The following is a 17949-nucleotide window of genomic DNA, read 5'->3' as shown; positions in this document are numbered from 1 at the left end:
TGCCGTGACGGGTGCGCCGCGTCCCGGCCGTCCGGAGGCCGGATGTTGAGTGATCGTTCACCCGGCTGTGACCTGGAACTTTCCGCTCCGCCCGGCCCACCGGCGTGAAATGGGTATAGACCACTGACTTTGCGCCAACCCCTGTCCGGTTCACCGGCGGACGCCAAGTGGTCTATACCTTTGGCGCTAGTCTGGGTCACCCAATACCGGGACATGCACAGCCGTGGGGGGCTTTATGACCGTGCATCACTTGCCGCAACCTCCGTCCGACCGCGAGCTCTACTGGTACTTCGGGCCGCAGCGCCGCTGGGTCCTGATCAGCTCCTCGCTCGCCTTCGTGCTCACGGCGGCGACCATGCTCACCTTCGCCCTGCGCACCCCGGCCCTCTGGGTGTTTCTCGCGGTGCTCTCCCTGAACGTCGTCGCGCTCGCGCTCTCGTCGGTCAACAGCCTGCGCGCCCGCCGGCTGACCCGGCGTTCGCACGAAGTCCTCGTCCATGCCTGGAACCCGCCCGGACTGCCCACGGTCGACCTCTATCTGCCGACCTGCGGGGAACCACTCGCCGTCCTGGAGAACGCCTACCGCGCGGTCGCCGCCCTGGACTGGCCGGACGCGCTCACCGTCTGGGTGCTGGACGACGCCGACAGCCCCGAGGTGGCCGCGCTGGCCGGCGCATACGGCTTCCGCTACGTCGTCCGGCCCGACCGGGGCCATCTGAAGAAGGCGGGCAACCTCAACCACGCGCTCACCCTGAGCAGCGCCGAGCACATCGCCATCCTGGACGCCGACTTCGCGCCCAGGCCCGACTTCCTGCGCCACCTCGTGCCGTATCTGGCCGACCCCGGCGTCGGCATCGTGCAGAGCCCGCAGTGCTTCGACACCGACGAGACCATGGGGTGGATCCAGCGCGCCGCCGGATCGGCCCAGGAGTGGTTCTTCCGGTGGATCCAGCCGTCCCGGGACGCCAGCGACGCGGCGATCTGCTGCGGCAGCAACGCGGTCTACCGGCGCAGCGCCATCGACCGGGCCGGCGGCTTCGCCCGGCTCGACCACAGCGAGGACCTGTTCACCGGACTCGCCCTGCACGCCGAGGGGTTCCGGACTCTGTACGTACCGGTGCTGGTCGCCAAGGGCACCTCACCGGACAACCTCGCCTCCTACCTCAACCAGCAGTACCGCTGGGCGATGGGCAACCTGCACCTGCTGGGCACACCGGTCCTCAAGCGGATGGGCGCGCCCATCCGGATGCGGCTCTGCTTCCACGAGGGGATCGTCGGCTACCTGACGACCGTGGTGAACACCTTCGCCGCCCCGCTGCCGCCGCTCGTGATGATGATCTGGTACCCGGACCACATCCGGCCCTGGCACGTCCTGCCGCTCCTCGCGCCGCTGTGGCTGTGGCACGTGCTGCTGCCCCGGATCAGCCGGACCCGCTGGCGGATCGAGGTGATCCGGGCCAACGTCCTGATGAGCGTTGCCGCCGGGGCCGCCGTCTGGCACACCCTGCGCGGGCGCAGCGCCGCCTGGGTACCGACCGGGGCCGGCGGCGGGAAGTCCGGCGCCCTGGCCCGCCGGGTCATCCTCGTCTCGCTCGGCTGGCTGGTCTGCTCCACCTCGGCGGCGGCCGCCGGACTCGCCCTGGCCGTCGCCCGCAACGGCTGGGAGCCCAACTGGGGCCTCGGCCTCTATCTGCTGGTCCAGCTCCAGATCAACGTCCCGCTGATCCGGGACCTGCTCACCGAGCTGCGCCCGGCCGCCGCGCCCCGGCCCGCCCGCGCCCCGCGCGGCTCCCGCGCCGCCGTCCTGCCCCGGCGCTGGCCCGAGGCGCTGGCCGTCACCGCCACGCTCGTGCTCACCGCGCTGCTCGCGTCCGGCTGGGTCAACCCCATGCTGCCCTGGCTGAGCTGAAAGGCCCTYACCGCGATGTCCGCTCCCGCCGCCCCGCGGCCCGCACATCCCACCCCTGCTCCCGCTCCCCGGCCCGCCCACCGGACCCGCTTCCGCCCCGACATCGAGGGGCTGCGCGCGTTCGCCGTGCTGGCCGTCCTCGCCTTCCACGCCTCCGTGCCCGGACTGGCCGGCGGCTTCGTCGGCGTGGACGTCTTCCTCGTCATATCCGGCTACCTGATCACCGGGCTCCTGGTCCGGGAGGCCGTCACCACCGGCCGGATCCGGCTGGGCGAGTTCTTCGCGCGCCGGGCCCGCCGGCTGCTGCCCTCGGCGGCGGTGGTGCTGGTCGCGGTCGCGGCGGCCGGGGCCTGGCTCACCGTGCCGCTGCGCCGCACGGACCTGGAGAACGACGTCGTCGCGGCGGCCCTGTCCGTGGCCAACTGGCGGTTCGTGCACCAGCGCACCGACTACCTGGCGGCCGGTCAGGACGAGAGCCCGCTGCTGCACTTCTGGTCGCTGGCGGTGGAGGAACAGTTCTACCTGTGCTGGGGCCCGCTGCTCGCCCTGCTCGCCCTCCTCACCGCCCGCGCGGTGCGCCGGGGCCGGGCCCTGCGGCCGGTGGCCGTCGCCGTCACCGCCGTGCTGACCCTGGTCTCCTTCGCACTGGCGCTGCGCCGGACGGACGACTCCGTCTCGCTGGCGTACCTCGGAACGCCGTCCCGGGTCTGGCAGTTCGGCGCCGGCGCGCTGCTGGCGCTGCTGCCCTGGCATCTGCTGCCCGGCCCGCGCGTGCTGCGGCTGCTGTGCGGGTGGGCGGGCGCGGGCGCGCTCGTGTGGTGCGTGCTGCGGTACGACGCCTCGACGCCGTACCCCGGATACGCGGCGCTCGTGCCGACCCTGGCCACGGCGGCCGTCCTGCTGGCCGGCGCGCCCGGCCGGGGCCCGGAGGCGCCCGCGCGCCTCGCGGTCGGGCGGCTGCTCGGCCTGCGCGGCCCCCGGGCGGTGGGCCGGCTGTCGTACACGCTCTACCTGTGGCACTGGCCGGTGCTCGTCCTGGCCGAGGCCCGCTTCGGCACCCTGGGCTGGCCGGCCCGGGTCGCCCTCACGGCGGCCTCGGTGCTGCCGGCCCTGGCGACCCGGCACTGGGTCGAACGGCCGCTGCGCCACAGCCGTACGGTCTCCGAGCTGCCCCGGCGGGGCCTCGCGCTGGGCGTCGCCTCCGTCGTCATCCCGGTCGTCCTGGCCCTGGTGGTCGGCACCACCACGCTGAAGCTGCTGGGCCCGGCCACCCCGGTGGACCTGAAGGGCCTGCCGCCGGGCGCGGTCACCGGCCCCGCCCTGCTGACCCGGACCGGGGCGCAGCCCGGTGACGGTCCCCTCGTGCCGAACCCGGTCCAGGCCCGGCAGAGCTTCCCGCCGGACGGGGCGTGCGAGGTGGCCCCGCCGGTGACGAGCAGCCCGCCCTGCCTGTTCGGGGCGGTGGACAGCCCCGACCGGGTCGTCCTGCTCGGCGACTCGCACGCGGGGCAGTGGTTCTCACCGCTGCTCAGTCTGGCGGCCGAACGCGGCTGGGCGCTCCAGGAGCTGGTGAAGCAGGGCTGCCCGCTGCCGGAGCTGTCGGTGGTGAACCCGCAGCTCGGGCGCGTGTACCACGAGTGCGACACCTGGCGGGCGGACAGCCTGGCCCGGCTGGCGGAGGGCCCGAAGCCCCGGCTGGTCGTCGTCTCCTCGCTGAACCGCTACACGGACGACGAGCACACGCTGCTCAGGGGCTGGGAGCGGACGCTGAAGCCGCTGCGGGCGCTCGGGGTGCCGATCGTGTACATCGAGGACACCCCGGCCCCGGGGCGCGACGTGCCCGCCTGCGTCTCCGGTCACCTCGCGGACCCGGAGGCCTGCGCCTTCGACCGGAAGAAGGCCCGGTGGCCCGACCCGCTGGCCCGGAAGGCGGCGGCCGGCGGGCTGCCCGGGGTGCGGTCCGTCTCGGTGAACCCGGTGCTGTGCCCGGCCGCGGGACCGACGTGCCCGGCGGTCCTGGACCGGGTGCTGCTCTACCGCGACGACACCCATCTGACCGATGTGGCCGCCGTGGTGCTGGCCCCCCGCCTCGAACGGCTCCTCACCGAGGCGGCGGGCATCGGGAACGGCGAGCCGTCCCGCGACGGCCGGACCACCCTGCTGGACGAGACGTTCGACGGCCCGGCGGGCAGCCGCCCGGCCGCATCCCGGTGGCTGTACGACAAGGGCACCTGCTACCCCGGCTGCCCGGCCGCGCAGTGGGGCACCGGTGAGATCGAGACCATGACGGACTCCACGGACAACGTCCGGCTGGACGGCAGGGGGGCGCTGGAGATCGCGCCGACGCGCCGTGACGGGCGGTGGTACTCGGGCCGTATCGAGTCCCGGCGCGCCGACTTCGCGCCGCCGCCCGGGGGCGTCCTGCGCATCGAGGCGTCGATCGCCCTGCCGGATGTGTCGGGCGCGGCGGCAGGTGGTTACTGGCCCGCGTTCTGGACGATGGGCGCCGGGCTGCGCGACGGCTACACCGGCTGGCCGGCCACCGGCGAGATCGACGTCATGGAGTCCGTCAACGGGCGCGAGTCGGTCTTCGGCACGCTGCACTGCGGGACGCTCGACGGCGGCCCCTGCAAGGAGCCCATGGGGCTCACCTCGCCCCGGCAGAAGTGCGCGGGCTGCCGCGGCGCGTTCCGTACGTACGCCGTGGAGGTCGACACCGCGCCGGGCGCCGAGGAGGTCCGCTGGTCCCTGGACGGCCGGGTGTACCACCGGGTGAAGGCGTCCGCGACGGGCCGCAAGGCCTGGGAGGAGGCGCTGCTGCGCGGACAGTTCCTGATCCTGGACGTGGCCATGGGCGGCGCGCTCCCGTCCGCCGACGGCGGTACGCCGGGCCCCGCGACGGAACCGGGGCACCCCATGCGGGTCGACCGGGTCACCGTGTCCACCCGGGAGGGTGCCTCCTAGGGCCTGATCCAAACGAAAGGCCCTAGAGGGTGTCCGTGAAGTCCCGCTCCCCCGCCGCCGCGAAGGCGCCCCGGGCCAGCCGGTGCAGCAGGGCCGCCGTCTCCGTACGGCCCGGCTGGGCCCCGGGGCGGCCGAGGTGCGGGGTGGAGTTCAGCAGGCCGAAGACGGCGTGGACGGCGGCGCGGGCCTCGTGCTCGGGCAGGTCCGGGTAGAGGTCGCGGACGACGGCGACCCACACCTCGACGTACTGCCGCTGGAGCCGGCGCACCCGCTTGCGGTCGGTGTCCCGCAGGCGGTCCAGCTCGCGGTCGTGCAGGGTGATCAGGGGGCGGTCGTCGAGGGCGAAGTCGATGTGGCCCTCGATGAGCGCGTCCAGCAGGGCCTCGGGCGATCCGTCGCCGGAGGCGGCGTCCTCGGACACCCGGAGCTCCCCGCCGGCCAGCAGCCGTTCGCTGATGCCGACGAGGAGCTCGGCGAGCATCGCGTCCTTGCCGGGGAAGTGCCGGTAGAGACCGGGGCCGCTGATGCCGACGGCGGCGCCTATCTCGTCGACGCCGACACCGTGGAAGCCGCGCTCGGCGAAGAGGCGGGCGGCCTCCCGGAGGATCTGCTCGCGGCGGGTGGGGGCCGCGACGCGGGCGGCGGCATGGGTGCTCATGAGCAGCCATTCTAGACAGGCGGGTTAGCGCTCGTTAACCTGTAGCCACGTTAACGCTCATTAACAAGGTGGCGTGGACGCTCAGGAACACTGCACAACGGGCAAGGGGGCTCGACAGGATGCAGCAGGCACCGGTGCTGGCGAGCGCGGCCGATCCCGCCTCGGAGGCCTGGCAGGCCAACGAAGCGGCGCATCACGCGCTCGCCGACGAGCTGCGCAAGCGGCTCGCCACGGCCAGGCTCGGCGGGGGTGAGAAGGCCCGCGCCCGGCATGTGGCGCGCGGCAAGCTGCTGCCCCGGGAGCGGGTGGACACCCTGCTCGACCCGGGCTCACCCTTCCTGGAGCTGGCTCCGCTGGCGGCCGAGGGGCTGTACGGGGGCGCCGCGCCGGCTGCCGGGGTGATCGCCGGGATCGGCCGGGTCAGCGGCCGGGAGTGCGTGATCGTCGCCAACGACGCGACGGTCAAGGGCGGCACGTACTACCCGATGACCGTGAAGAAGCATCTGCGGGCCCAGGAGGTGGCGCTGGAGAATCGTCTCCCCTGCCTCTACCTGGTGGACTCGGGCGGCGCCTTCCTGCCGATGCAGGACGAGGTCTTCCCCGACCGCGAGCACTTCGGGCGGATCTTCTACAACCAGGCCCGGATGTCCGGCGCCGGCATCCCGCAGATCGCGGCGGTGCTGGGCTCGTGCACGGCGGGCGGGGCGTACGTCCCGGCGATGAGCGACGAGGCCGTCATCGTCCGGAACCAGGGCACGATCTTCCTGGGCGGCCCGCCGCTGGTGAAGGCCGCCACCGGTGAGGTCGTCACGGCCGAGGAACTGGGCGGCGGCGAGGTGCACTCCCGTACGTCGGGCGTCACCGACCACCTCGCGGAGGACGACGCGCACGCGCTGCGGATCGTGCGGAACATCGTGGCGACGCTGCCGGACCGGGGCGCGCTGCCATGGTCCGTGCGGCCGGCCGAGGAACCGAAGGTGGACCCGGCCGGGCTCTACGGGGCGGTCCCGGTCGACTCGCGCACCCCGTACGACGTGCGCGAGGTGATCGCCCGGGTGGCCGACGGCTCGCGGTTCGCCGAGTTCAAGGCGGAGTACGGCACGACGCTGATCACCGGGTTCGCGCACATCCACGGCCACCCGGTCGGGATCGTCGCCAACAACGGCATCCTGTTCTCCGAGTCCGCCCAGAAGGGCGCGCACTTCATCGAGCTGTGCGACCAGCGCGGCATCCCGCTGGTCTTCCTGCAGAACATCTCGGGCTTCATGGTCGGCCGGGACTACGAGGCCGGCGGCATCGCCAAGCACGGCGCGAAGATGGTCACCGCCGTCGCCTGCACCCGGGTGCCGAAGCTGACCGTGGTCGTCGGCGGCTCCTACGGGGCGGGCAACTACTCCATGTGCGGCCGGGCCTACAGCCCCCGCTTCCTGTGGATGTGGCCCAACGCGAAGATCTCCGTCATGGGCGGCGAGCAGGCCGCCTCTGTCCTCGCCACGGTCAAGCGCGACCAGCTGGGCGACGACTGGAGCGCCGAGGACGAGGAGTCCTTCAAGGCCCCGATCCGCGAGCAGTACGAGACCCAGGGCAACGCGTACTACGCCACCGCCCGGCTCTGGGACGACGGGGTGATCGACCCGCTGGAGACCCGGCAGGTGCTGGGGCTCGCCCTGACCGCGTGCGCCAACGCGCCCTTGGGCGACGCCGGCTTCGGCGTCTTCCGGATGTGAGGAAGAGATGACGATGTTCGACACGGTCCTCGTCGCCAACCGCGGCGAGATCGCGGTCCGGGTCATCCGGACCCTGCGCGAGCTGGGCGTGCGCTCGGTCGCCGTCTTCAGCGACGCGGACGCCGACGCGCGGCACGTACGGGAGGCCGACACGGCCGTACGGATCGGCCCCGCGCCGGCCTCCGAGAGCTATCTGAGCGCCGACCGCCTCCTGGAGGCCGCCCGCCGCACCGGCGCGCAGGCCGTCCACCCCGGCTACGGCTTCCTCGCGGAGAACGCGGCCTTCGCGCGGGCGTGCGCCGAGGCCGGGCTCGTCTTCATCGGGCCGCCCGCCGGCGCCATCTCGCTGATGGGCGACAAGATCCGGGCCAAGGAGACGGTCTCGGCGGCGGGCGTCCCCGTGGTGCCCGGCTCCTCGGGCAGCGGGCTGAGCGACGCCGAACTGGCGGACGCGGCGGCCGGGATCGGCATGCCGGTGCTGCTGAAGCCCTCGGCGGGCGGCGGCGGCAAGGGCATGCGGCTCGTCCGGGACGCGGCGCTGCTCGCGGACGAGATCGCGGCGGCCCGGCGCGAGGCCCGCGCCTCCTTCGGGGACGACACCCTGCTGGTGGAGCGGTGGATCGACCGGCCGCGCCACATCGAGATCCAGGTCCTCGCCGACGCGCACGGCAATGTGGTGCACCTGGGCGAGCGCGAGTGCTCGCTCCAGCGCCGCCACCAGAAGATCATCGAGGAGGCCCCATCCGTCCTGCTCGACGAGGCCACCCGGGCGTCGATGGGCGAGGCGGCCGTCCAGGCGGCCCGCTCCTGCGGGTACGTCGGCGCGGGCACGGTGGAGTTCATCGTCCCGGGCAACGACCCGTCCTCGTACTACTTCATGGAGATGAACACCCGCCTCCAGGTCGAGCACCCGGTGACCGAGCTGATCACCGGCCTTGACCTGGTGGAGTGGCAGCTGCGGGTCGCCGCCGGGGAGCCGCTGCCGTACGGGCAGGACGCCATCACCCTCACCGGGCACGCCGTGGAGGCCCGGGTCTGCGCCGAGGACCCGGCGCGCGGCTTCCTGCCCTCGGGCGGCACGGTGCTCGCGCTGCACGAGCCGCAGGGCGGCGGGGTGCGCACCGACTCGGGGCTCTCCGAGGGCGGCGAGGTCGGCAGCCTGTACGACCCGATGCTGTCCAAGGTCATCGCGTACGGCCCCGACCGGGCGACCGCCCTGCGCCGGCTGCGGGTCGCCCTCGCGGACACCGTGGTCCTCGGCGTCCCGGTCAACGCGGGCTTCCTGCGCCGGCTGCTGGCCCACCCGGCCGTGGTGGCGGGCGAGCTGGACACCGGTCTGGTGGAGCGCGAGGTGGACGCGCTGGTCCCGGACGGCGTGCCGGAGGAGGTGTACGCGGCGGCGGCGCTGCTGCGGCGGCACACCGCGTCCGCCGCCGCCCGCCCCGCGCCGGGCGCCTGGGCCGACCCGTTCTCGGCGGGCAACGGCTGGCGGCTCGGCGGCACCCCGGCCCGGACGGTGTACGACTTCCACATCCCCGGCCACGACCCGGTCCAGGTGGGCCTGCGGCCGTGCGGCGGCGGGGACACGGAGCTGACGTTCGGCCATGTCGGCGAGGGCGCGCACCCGCCGGCCCCGGAGTCGGGCACCTGCGGGCCGCTCGGACCGCTGCCCGGTACGGCGGAAAAGGCCAGGACCCTCGCGGTCGGCGACGGCCGGATCGCGCTCGAACTCGCCGGGGTCACCCATGTGTTCGCCTACGCCGTCTCCCCGGAGGGGCACTGGCTCGGCCGGGACGGCGACAGCTGGCACGTGCGGGACCACGACCCGGTCGAGGCGTCACTGACCGGCGCCGGACGCTCGGGCGCCGACACGCTGGCCGCGCCCATGCCCGGCACGGTGACCGTGGTGAAGGTCGCGGTCGGGGACGAGGTCGCCGCCGGGCAGAGTCTGCTGGTGGTGGAGGCGATGAAGATGGAGCACGCCATCTCCGCGCCGCACGCCGGCACCGTCACCGCACTCGACGTGACCGCGGGGGCCACGGTCGCCATGGACCAGGTGCTGGCCGTGGTCGTGCCCGCCGCCGGGGAGGACGCGTGACGACCGCCGGACGCACCCTGCCGATGACCGTCCCGGCCGAGGGCCTGCCTGCCCGGGTCCGCATCCACGAGGTCGGCGCCCGCGACGGCCTGCAGAACGAGAAGGGGGTCGTCCCGACCGAGGTGAAGGCGGAGTTCATCCGCCGCCTCGCCGTCGCCGGGCTGACCACGATCGAGGCGACGAGCTTCGTGCACCCCAAGTGGGTGCCCCAGCTCGCGGACGCCGAGCAGCTGTTCCCGATGCTCGGGGACATCGCGGACGTGGGCGACGTGGCGCTGCCGGTCCTCGTGCCCAACGAACGCGGGCTCGACCGGGCGCTGGCGCTCGGGGCCCGGCGGATCGCGGTGTTCGGCTCCGCCACGGAGACCTTCGCCGCGCGCAACCTCAACCGGACGGTCGACGAGTCGCTGGCCATGTTCGCGCCGGTGGTGGCCCGCGCCAGGGCCGAGGCGGTGCATGTGCGCGGCTATCTGTCGATGTGCTTCGGCGACCCCTGGGAGGGGGCCGTGCCCGTCCCGCAGGTGGTCCGGGTCGCGAAGGCGCTGATGGACCTCGGCTGCGACGAGCTGTCGCTCGGGGACACCATCGGCGTCGCGACCCCCGGCCACGTGACCGCGCTGCTGACCGGGCTGAACGAGGCCGGGGTACCCACCGACGTGATCGGGGTGCACTTCCACGACACGTACGGGCAGGCTCTGTCCAACACCCTGGCCGCGCTGCGGCACGGCGTGTCCACGGTGGACGCGTCGGCGGGCGGCCTCGGCGGCTGCCCGTACGCGAAGAGCGCGACCGGAAACCTCGCCACCGAGGATCTCGTGTGGATGCTCGACGGCCTCGGCATCGAAACCGGGGTCGACCTCGACGAGCTGACCGCCACCAGCGTGTGGCTCGCCGGACACCTGGGCCGACCCAGCCCTTCCCGCACCGTCCGCGCACTCGCGGCGCAGTGAACGCCCACAAGGAGAACGTTTCCATGTCCCTGGACCACCGGCTGACCGCCGAGCACGAGGAACTGCGCCGTACCGTCGAGGAGTTCGCGCACGATGTCGTCGCCCCGAAGATCGGCGACTTCTACGAGCGGCACGAGTTCCCGTACGAGATCGTGCGCGAGATGGGGCGGATGGGCCTGTTCGGGCTGCCGTTCCCCGAGGAGTACGGCGGGATGGGCGGCGACTACCTCGCGCTCGGCATCGCTCTGGAGGAGCTGGCCCGGGTCGACTCCTCGGTGGCGATCACGCTGGAGGCCGGGGTCTCGCTGGGCGCGATGCCGGTGTACCGCTTCGGCACCGAGGAGCAGAAGCGGCGGTGGCTGCCGAAGCTCTGCTCGGGCGAGGCGCTGGGCGCGTTCGGCCTGACCGAGCCGGACGGCGGCTCGGACGCGGGCGGCACCCGGACGACCGCCGTGCGCGACGAGGCGACGGGTGAGTGGGTGATCAACGGCTCCAAGTGCTTCATCACCAACTCCGGTACGGACATCACGGAGTTGGTGACGGTCACGGCGGTGACCGGCCGCAAGGAGAACGGCGCCCCGCTGATCTCCTCGATCATCGTCCCGTCCGGCACCCCGGGCTTCACGGTGGCCGCGCCCTACTCCAAGGTGGGCTGGAACGCCTCGGACACCCGTGAGCTGTCATTCGCCGACGTGCGCGTCCCGCTGGAGAACCTGCTCGGCGAGGAGGGCCGGGGCTACGCGCAGTTCCTGCGCATCCTGGACGAGGGCCGGATCGCCATCGCGGCGCTCTCGACAGGCCTGGCGCAGGGCTGTGTGGACGAGTCGGTGAAGTACGCCGCCGAGCGGCACGCCTTCGGGAAGCCGATCGGCGCCAACCAGGCCATCCAGTTCAAGATCGCGGACATGGAGATGCGGGCGCACATGGCCCGCATCGGCTGGCGTGACGCGGCCTCCCGGCTGCTGGCGGACGAGCCCTTCAAGAAGGAGGCGGCCATCGCCAAGCTGTACTCCTCGACGGTGGCCGTGGACAACGCCCGCGAGGCGACCCAGATCCACGGCGGCTACGGCTTCATGAACGAGTACCCGGTGGCCAGGATGTGGCGCGACTCCAAGATCCTGGAGATCGGCGAGGGCACCAGCGAGGTCCAGCGCATGCTGATCGCCCGCGAGCTGGGGCTGCAGGCCTGAGCCCGGCCCGCCCGTAGGGGCCGGGGGCCGTCGACAGGTCGACATTGCATGAGGTTAGGCTAGCCTTCCCTTGAACGTGTCACCTGCCGGTCTCCGGCTCGTACGAAGGCGGATTCCGTCATGAGCACAACCCGAGCGTCCCGTCCCACCCGCCGTGGCCTGCTGGCCATGGGCGGCGCCGTTGGTCTCGGCGCCGTGCTGGCGGCCTGCGGCGGCAGCGACTCGAAGGACTCCGCCGGCTCCGGCTCCAAGAGCGCCGCCGCCGGGCCGTGGAAGTTCAAGGACGACCGGGGCCGGATAGCCGAGGCCAAGTCCGTCCCGAAGAACATCGTCGCCTTCACCGGTGTCGCCGCCGCCCTCCACGACTACGGCGTCGAGGTCAAGGCGGTCTTCGGCCCGACAAAGACGAAGGACGGCAAGGCCGATGTGCAGGCCGGCGACCTGGACGTCAGCAAGGTCGAGATCCTGGGCAACGTCTGGGGCGAGTTCAACGTCGAGAAGTACGCGGAGCTCGGCCCGGAGCTGCTGGTCACGGCGATGTGGGAGAAGGACGCCCTCTGGTACGTGCCGGACCAGTCCAAGGACAAGATCCTGAAGCTGGCCCCGAGCGTCGCCCTGTGGGCGGCCCAGACCACGATGCCGAAGGCCATCCAGCGCCACGAGGACCTCGCGGCCTCGCTCGGCGCCGATGTGAAGTCCGCGAAGGTCACCGCGGCGAAGACCCGGTTCGAGAAGGCCGCCGCCCGGCTGCGCGCCGCGGCGAAGTCCAAGCCGGAGATCAAGGTCATGATCGGCTCGGCCAGCCAGGACCTGTTCTACGTCTCGCTCGCCAAGATGTCCGCCGACACCCTGTACTTCCAGGAGCTGGGCGTGAAGTTCGTCGAGCCGAAGGTCGACAAGGCGGGCTTCTTCGAGAACCTGAGCTGGGAGAACGTCGACAAGTACGACGCCGACATCATCATGATGGACAACCGCTCCTCGGCGCTCCAGCCCGAGGCGCTGACCTCCAAGCCGACCTGGGCGCAGCTGCCGGCCGTCAAGGCGGGCCAGGTCGTCCCGCGTACGACCGAGCCGATCTACAGCTACGACAAGTGCGCGCCGATCCTGGAGGACCTGGCGAAGGCCATCGAGAACGCCAAGAAGGTCGCCTGACCCCGCTGTTCACCGCCCCGGCGGCCGGGATTCCGGCCGCCGGGGCGGTGCCGTGTCAGCTCCCGCCCGTCTCCGAGGCGGGCCACGGGACCTGCGGCGAGCGGTAGTAGTCGATGCCCTGGGCGGTGAACCGCTCCCCGAGCCCCGCCAGCCGCACCTTGTACGTCTCCCAGTCGTGCGTCGACGCCGGCGACCAGGCCAGCTCGGCGGCGCCGGGCAGCCTCGGGAACGCCATCACGTCGATGTCGTCGCTGTCGGTCAGGGTCTCGGACCAGATCGGCGCCTCGACGCCGAGCACGGAGCTCTCCGGCGCGCCCGCGAGATACGTCCCCGGGTCCCAGTCGTAACTGCGCTGGACCTCGACGAGTCCGGCCCACTTCAGGCCCAGTTCGGTCTCGTCGGTGTACTTCATGTCGAGGTACACCCGGTCCGCCGGCGACAGCACCAGCCGGGTGCCGTTCTTCGCCGCGTCCACCACCTGCTGCCGGTCGGCGGCGCTGGTCTTGTCGTAGCCCCAGTACTGGGCGACCGCGCCCCTGACCGGGTCGGCCCCGGTGAGCTGGTGCCAGCCCATCACGGTCTTGCCGTACTTACCGACGACCGCCTGGGCCCGGGTCATGATCGCCACGTAGTCCTCGTGGCTGGTGGAGTGCGCCTCGTCGCCGCCGATGTGGAAGTAGCGGCCGGGCGTGAGCGCGGCCACCTCGCGCACGACGTCGTCGATGAAGTCGTACGTCACGTCCTTGCCGGCGCACAGGGAGCTGAAACCGACCTTGGTGCCGGTGTAGAGCGGCGGCGCGACCCCGTCGCAGTTCAGCTCGGCGTACGAGGCGAGGGCGGCGTTGGTGTGGCCCGGCATGTCGATCTCCGGGACCACCTCCAGATAGCGGGAGCCCGCGTACCGCACGATCTCCTGGTACTGGGCCTTGGTGTAGTACCCGCCGGGCCCGCCGCCGACCTCGGTGGAGCCGCCGTACGTCGCCAGCTTCGGCCAGGAGTCGACGGCGATGCGCCAGCCCTGGTCGTCGGAGAGGTGGATGTGGAAGGTATTGATCTTGTACTGCGCGACCTGGTCGATGTACCGCTTCACCTCGTCGACCGAGAAGAAGTGGCGCGAGACGTCGAGCATCGCGCCCCGGTAGGCGTAGCGCGGGGTGTCGGTGATGGTGCCGCCGGCGACCCGCCACGGGCCCTGCCGGCGGCTGTCGCGCTCGATCTGGGCCGGCAGCAGCTGACGCAGCGTCTGGACGCCGTGGAAGAGGCCTGCGGGCCGTTCGGCGGTGATGGTGACGGAGCCGCGCCCCGAGGTGAGCGTGTAGCCCTCCGCGCCCAGCGTGCCGGCGCGGGGGTCGAGCCGGAGCCGGATGCCGTCGGCGCCGTCGCTGCCGGTGACCGGCAGGGCGTACCCGGTGGAGGGGCGGAGTACGCCCGCCAGGTACTCGCCGATCTTCCGGGCCTCGCCGGAGTAGCCGGTCGCCCGGATCCTGGTGGCCGGGGTGAGGACGTAGGGGTCGCCGCCGGGTCTGACCGAGGCGGGGGCGGGCACCACCTGGCCGAGCGGCCTGGGTGTCCACGCCACCGCGGTGGCCCCTGCGGCGGACGCCTCGGGGGCGGCACACGCGCTGGAGACAGCGGCCGCCGCGACGAGGAGCAGCGAGCCGAGGAGTCGGGGTAGAGCACGGGGAAGAGCACTGCGCCGGACCGTGTGCAGTCTCACAAGCCGGGTCCCTTTCTACGGGGTCACTCTGCTGGGTCTCCTGACCTTTCTCCGTCGCCATGCGTACCGCGCGCCTCACGGATGGTCAAGGTGTAGACCACTTACCGGCGTTGGCCGCCCCGGCGCCCTGGGGACGCTTTGCGGCTTATGTGCGAATTCACCCCTTCGGCTCCGACCACTGGGGCGACAGCCCCTCTCCGTGACCGCGCACCGCCCCCTCGAAATCCACCCAAGACGCAGAAAAGAGGGCCCCCGACCCCCATCTCTGCCCGATATCGGGCAGGATTGTTGCGCTCGGGCCGCTTCCACCGCAGTATCGACGGGTGCTCGAACGCCTCTCGTCGTACGACGACCTCATTGACCACGTGGTGCGCAGCACCACGCTCCCCCGTGGTGAAGCCGCCCGGGTGATCCTCGACGTGCTGGCGTACTTCGACGAGACGACCGAGGTCTTCGTCCGCCGCCGCCACCGCGAACTGCAGTCCGGCGGCCTGGTGAACACGGAGATCTTCGAACGGATCGCGGCCGAACTGCCGCACCGGGCGGTCGCGCCGCCGGAGCTCTCGCTCCGTCAGCTGCGCCGCATCGTCTACGGCTGAGGCCGCCTCACGGCCGGGTACCCCTTACTTGTTCGTCGATGGAGGGCAGAACGCTCTATGTGCGGAATCGTCGGTTACATCGGAAAGCGTGACGTGGCTCCGCTGCTGCTGGAGGGCCTGCAGCGGCTGGAGTACCGGGGTTACGACTCCGCCGGCATCGTGATCACCGGGAAGCCCGCGGCCGGGAAGCCCGCGACGCTGAAGTCGGTCAAGGCCAAGGGCCGGGTCCGCGAGCTGGAGTCCCGGGTCCCCAAGCGCTTCGCCGGCACCACCGGCATCGCCCACACCCGCTGGGCCACGCACGGCGCCCCGAGCGACGAGAACGCCCACCCGCACCTGGACGCCGAGGGCAAGGTCGCCGTCGTCCACAACGGGATCATCGACAACGCCTCCGAGCTGCGCGCCCGGCTGACCGCCGAGGGTGTCGTCTTCCTCTCCGAGACCGACACCGAGGTGCTGGTCCACCTGATCGCCCGCTCGGAGGCCGGGACGCTGGAGGAGAAGGTCCGCGAGGCCCTGCGCTCCGTCGAGGGCACGTACGGCATCGCCGTCCTGCACGCCGACTTCAACGACCGCATCGTGGTGGCCCGCAACGGCTCCCCGGTCGTCCTCGGCATCGGCGAGAAGGAGATGTTCGTCGCCTCCGACGTCGCCGCCCTGGTCGCCCACACCCGCCAGGTCGTCACCCTCGACGACGGCGAGATGGCCACCCTCAAGGCCGACGACTTCCGTACGTACACCACGGAGGGCTCGACCACGACGGCCACGCCGACCACCGTGGAGTGGGAGGCCGAGTCGTACGACATGGGCGGCCACGACACGTACATGCACAAGGAGATCTCCGAGCAGGCGGACGCCGTCGACCGGGTGCTGCGCGGCCGGATCGACGACCGGTTCTCCACGGTGCACCTGGGCGGCCTCAACCTGGACGCCCGCGAGGCGCGCGGGGTCCGCCGCATCAAGATCCTCGGCTGCGGCACCTCGTACCACGCGGGCCAGATCGGCGCGCAGCTGATCGAGGAGCTGGCGCGCATCCCCGCGGACGCCGAGCCCGCATCCGAGTTCCGCTACCGCAACCCGGTCGTGGACCCCGACACGCTGTACGTCGCGGTCTCGCAGTCCGGTGAGACGTACGACGTGCTGGCCGCCGTCCAGGAGCTGAAGCGCAAGGGCGCCCGGGTCCTCGGTGTGGTCAACGTGGTCGGCTCGGCGATCGCCCGCGAGGCCGACGGCGGTACGTACGTGCACGCCGGCCCCGAGGTGTGCGTGGTCTCCACCAAGTGCTTCACCAACACCGTGGTCGCGTTCGCGCTGCTCGCCCTGCACCTGGGCCGCATCCGTGACCTCTCGGTCGCCGACGGCAAGCGGATCATCGAGGGCCTGCGCAAACTGCCCGCCCAGATCAGCGCGATCCTGGAGGGCGAGGACGAGATCAAGAAGCTGGCCGCCGAGTACGCGGATGCGAAGTCGATGATGTTCATCGGCCGGGTGCGCGGCTACCCCGTGGCCCGCGAGGCCTCGCTGAAGCTCAAGGAGGTCTCGTACATCCACGCCGAGGCCTACCCCGCGTCCGAGCTGAAGCACGGCCCGCTCGCGCTGATCGAGCCCGCGATGCCGACCGTGGCGATCGTGCCGGACGACGACCTGCTGGAGAAGAACCGCGCCGCGATGGAGGAGATCAAGGCCCGCAGCGGCCGCATCCTCGCCGTGGCCCACCAGGTCCAGGAGAAGGCCGACCACACCATCGTCGTGCCGAAGAACGAGAACGAGCTGGACCCGATCCTCATGGGCATCCCGCTCCAGCTCTTCGCGTACCACACGGCGCTGGCCATGGGCCGGGACATCGACAAGCCGCGCAACCTGGCGAAGTCCGTCACCGTCGAGTAGGCACGGCGCGCAGCGACGCACAGGAGCGGTCCCGCAGGCCACGAGAGGTGGCCCGCGGGACCGCTCCTTCGCATACGAATGTGCTGTGCCGGGTGACGCGTATCCGCCCCTCACCAGCGCGGAATCCCGCTCTACGCGTTGGTAGCGTCACTCATCCGGCGTTTTCCACAGGCGAGTTGACGCCACCGCGCGAGCGGCCCCGAACAGCCGGAATCACGCCGCCCGGCGCACGGGCCGCAGGCCAATTCCCGAGGTACCGGTGACGGGCCGCGGACCGCCGGCCGGGGCTACGGAATGACGACGACAGGGCGCTGCGCGCGGCGGGCCAGACGGCCCGCCACGGAGCCGAAGATCTTGCCCACCAGGCCGTGCGTGGAGCCCACCACGATGGCGTCGGCCGAGTACTCCCGGCCGACCTCCTCCAGCTCGTGGCAGATGTCCCCGCCGCGCTCCACGAGCACCCAGGACACCTCGGCGAGATAGTCCGCGCAGGCGAGCTCCAGGCCGAGGACCTCGGTGCGGTGGTCCGGGACGTCGACGAAGACGGGGGGCTCGCAGCCCGCCCAGACCGTGGTCGGCAGCCGGTTGGCGACGTGGACGATGATCAGACCGGAGCCCGTCCTGCGGGACATGCCGATCGCATAGGCGAGGGCCCGCTCGCTGGAGGTCGAGCCGTCGAAGCCGACGACGACCCCATGCCGGAAGGCGGGGTCGCACGGACGGCGCGCTTGTTCGGCCGCGAGCGGCTCCGACATGGGGTCGGCTACCTGCTTGCGGTCCGCGGGTTCGGGGATTTCGTGACCGGCCATCGGTTTCTCGGCGAAGAGAGTCCTCGTGAGGAGAGCGACGTGGAAAGGTGCGTCAGCGGGCGGTGTCGTGGTGTCCGGGAATCATCTTCCCAACCCCTTACCCCCAAGGGTACGGCGCCACTCCTCCATTGCCCGCCCCGCGCACGGCGCATGCGACGTTTTCCGGAGCATGCCCGAGAGCGGCCCTGTATGGCAATGCCGGTTGCCCGGTACACAGACCGCCCGGTCCGCTCCCCGCACCCCTTCGGGCGCCCGGAAGAAACGCTTCGCCGGGTCCGGCGGGCGCGTC

The 17949-nt window shown here is 72.3% G+C and carries 12 protein-coding genes; 9 read left to right on the top strand and 3 right to left on the bottom strand.

Annotated elements, in window-relative coordinates:
- Positions 1-235: 235 nt before the first annotated feature.
- Positions 236-1909: a glycosyltransferase family 2 protein gene (locus EAO73_RS17040; protein ID WP_191134113.1), complete on the top strand. Its 1674-nt coding sequence runs from the start codon at positions 236-238 to the stop codon at positions 1907-1909.
- Positions 1910-1924: 15 nt separating this feature from the next.
- Positions 1925-4873, top strand: coding sequence for an acyltransferase family protein (locus EAO73_RS17035; RefSeq protein WP_147972412.1), 2949 nt, complete (start codon positions 1925-1927; stop codon positions 4871-4873).
- Positions 4874-4895: 22 nt separating this feature from the next.
- Here the strand turns inward: EAO73_RS17035 and EAO73_RS17030 are convergent, their stop codons facing one another.
- Positions 4896-5531, bottom strand: a complete 636-nt coding sequence (locus EAO73_RS17030; RefSeq protein ID WP_147972411.1) for a TetR/AcrR family transcriptional regulator — start codon at positions 5529-5531, stop codon at positions 4896-4898.
- Positions 5532-5650: 119 nt separating this feature from the next.
- Between EAO73_RS17030 and EAO73_RS17025 the strand changes: the two genes are divergently transcribed.
- The 5 genes from EAO73_RS17025 (at position 5651) to EAO73_RS17005 (ending at position 12648) form a co-directional block, all read left to right on the top strand.
- Positions 5651-7258, top strand: coding sequence for a carboxyl transferase domain-containing protein (locus EAO73_RS17025; RefSeq protein ID WP_147972410.1), 1608 nt, complete (start codon positions 5651-5653; stop codon positions 7256-7258).
- A gap of 13 nt (positions 7259-7271) precedes the next feature.
- A complete protein-coding gene (locus EAO73_RS17020; RefSeq protein WP_191134183.1) occupies positions 7272-9356 on the top strand; it encodes a biotin carboxylase N-terminal domain-containing protein in 2085 nt (694 codons plus the stop codon).
- A 23-nt stretch (positions 9357-9379) separates the two neighbouring features.
- Positions 9380-10306 (top strand): hydroxymethylglutaryl-CoA lyase, encoded by a 927-nt coding sequence (locus tag EAO73_RS17015; protein WP_147973488.1) that lies wholly within the window; start codon positions 9380-9382, stop codon positions 10304-10306.
- Between the two features lie 23 nt (positions 10307-10329).
- A complete protein-coding gene (locus EAO73_RS17010; protein ID WP_147972408.1) occupies positions 10330-11496 on the top strand; it encodes an acyl-CoA dehydrogenase family protein in 1167 nt (388 codons plus the stop codon).
- Between the two features lie 168 nt (positions 11497-11664).
- On the top strand, positions 11665-12648 hold the full coding sequence (locus EAO73_RS17005) for an ABC transporter substrate-binding protein (RefSeq protein WP_147973487.1): 984 nt from the start codon (positions 11665-11667) through the stop codon (positions 12646-12648).
- Between the two features lie 55 nt (positions 12649-12703).
- Here EAO73_RS17005 and EAO73_RS17000 read toward each other — a convergent pair whose 3' ends face one another.
- Entirely contained in the window at positions 12704-14365 is a 1662-nt protein-coding gene (locus EAO73_RS17000) for a beta-N-acetylhexosaminidase (RefSeq protein ID WP_147972407.1), read from the bottom strand.
- 323 nt (positions 14366-14688) lie between these two features.
- Between EAO73_RS17000 and EAO73_RS16995 the strand changes: the two genes are divergently transcribed.
- Both EAO73_RS16995 and glmS read left to right on the top strand, forming a co-directional pair.
- A complete protein-coding gene (locus tag EAO73_RS16995) occupies positions 14689-14964 on the top strand; it encodes a hypothetical protein (RefSeq protein WP_147972406.1) in 276 nt (91 codons plus the stop codon).
- A 57-nt stretch (positions 14965-15021) separates the two neighbouring features.
- Complete coding sequence (glmS, locus tag EAO73_RS16990; protein WP_147972405.1) at positions 15022-16851, top strand: glutamine--fructose-6-phosphate transaminase (isomerizing); 1830 nt, start codon at positions 15022-15024, stop codon at positions 16849-16851.
- A gap of 287 nt (positions 16852-17138) precedes the next feature.
- Here glmS and EAO73_RS16985 read toward each other — a convergent pair whose 3' ends face one another.
- Entirely contained in the window at positions 17139-17660 is a 522-nt protein-coding gene (locus tag EAO73_RS16985) for a universal stress protein (RefSeq protein WP_147972404.1), read from the bottom strand.
- Positions 17661-17949: the final 289 nt, after the last annotated feature.

It is taken from the genome of Streptomyces sp. col6, from assembly GCF_008042035.1.
Taxonomy (GTDB): Bacteria; Actinomycetota; Actinomycetes; order Streptomycetales; family Streptomycetaceae; genus Streptomyces.
The sequence above is the reverse complement of the archived record's forward strand: the minus strand, read 5'-3'. Positions and strand labels throughout refer to the sequence as shown.

Coding starts and splice junctions, on each gene's coding strand:
- EAO73_RS17040 (WP_191134113.1), top strand. CDS start 236: ATGACCGTGCATCACTTGCCGCAACCTCCGTCCGACCGCGAGCTCTAC.
- EAO73_RS17035 (WP_147972412.1), top strand. CDS start 1,925: ATGTCCGCTCCCGCCGCCCCGCGGCCCGCACATCCCACCCCTGCTCCC.
- EAO73_RS17030 (WP_147972411.1), bottom strand. CDS start 5,531: ATGAGCACCCATGCCGCCGCCCGCGTCGCGGCCCCCACCCGCCGCGAG.
- EAO73_RS17025 (WP_147972410.1), top strand. CDS start 5,651: ATGCAGCAGGCACCGGTGCTGGCGAGCGCGGCCGATCCCGCCTCGGAG.
- EAO73_RS17020 (WP_191134183.1), top strand. CDS start 7,272: ATGTTCGACACGGTCCTCGTCGCCAACCGCGGCGAGATCGCGGTCCGG.
- EAO73_RS17015 (WP_147973488.1), top strand. CDS start 9,380: ATGACCGTCCCGGCCGAGGGCCTGCCTGCCCGGGTCCGCATCCACGAG.
- EAO73_RS17010 (WP_147972408.1), top strand. CDS start 10,330: ATGTCCCTGGACCACCGGCTGACCGCCGAGCACGAGGAACTGCGCCGT.
- EAO73_RS17005 (WP_147973487.1), top strand. CDS start 11,665: ATGGGCGGCGCCGTTGGTCTCGGCGCCGTGCTGGCGGCCTGCGGCGGC.
- glmS (WP_147972405.1), top strand. CDS start 15,022: ATGTGCGGAATCGTCGGTTACATCGGAAAGCGTGACGTGGCTCCGCTG.
- EAO73_RS16985 (WP_147972404.1), bottom strand. CDS start 17,660: ATGGCCGGTCACGAAATCCCCGAACCCGCGGACCGCAAGCAGGTAGCC.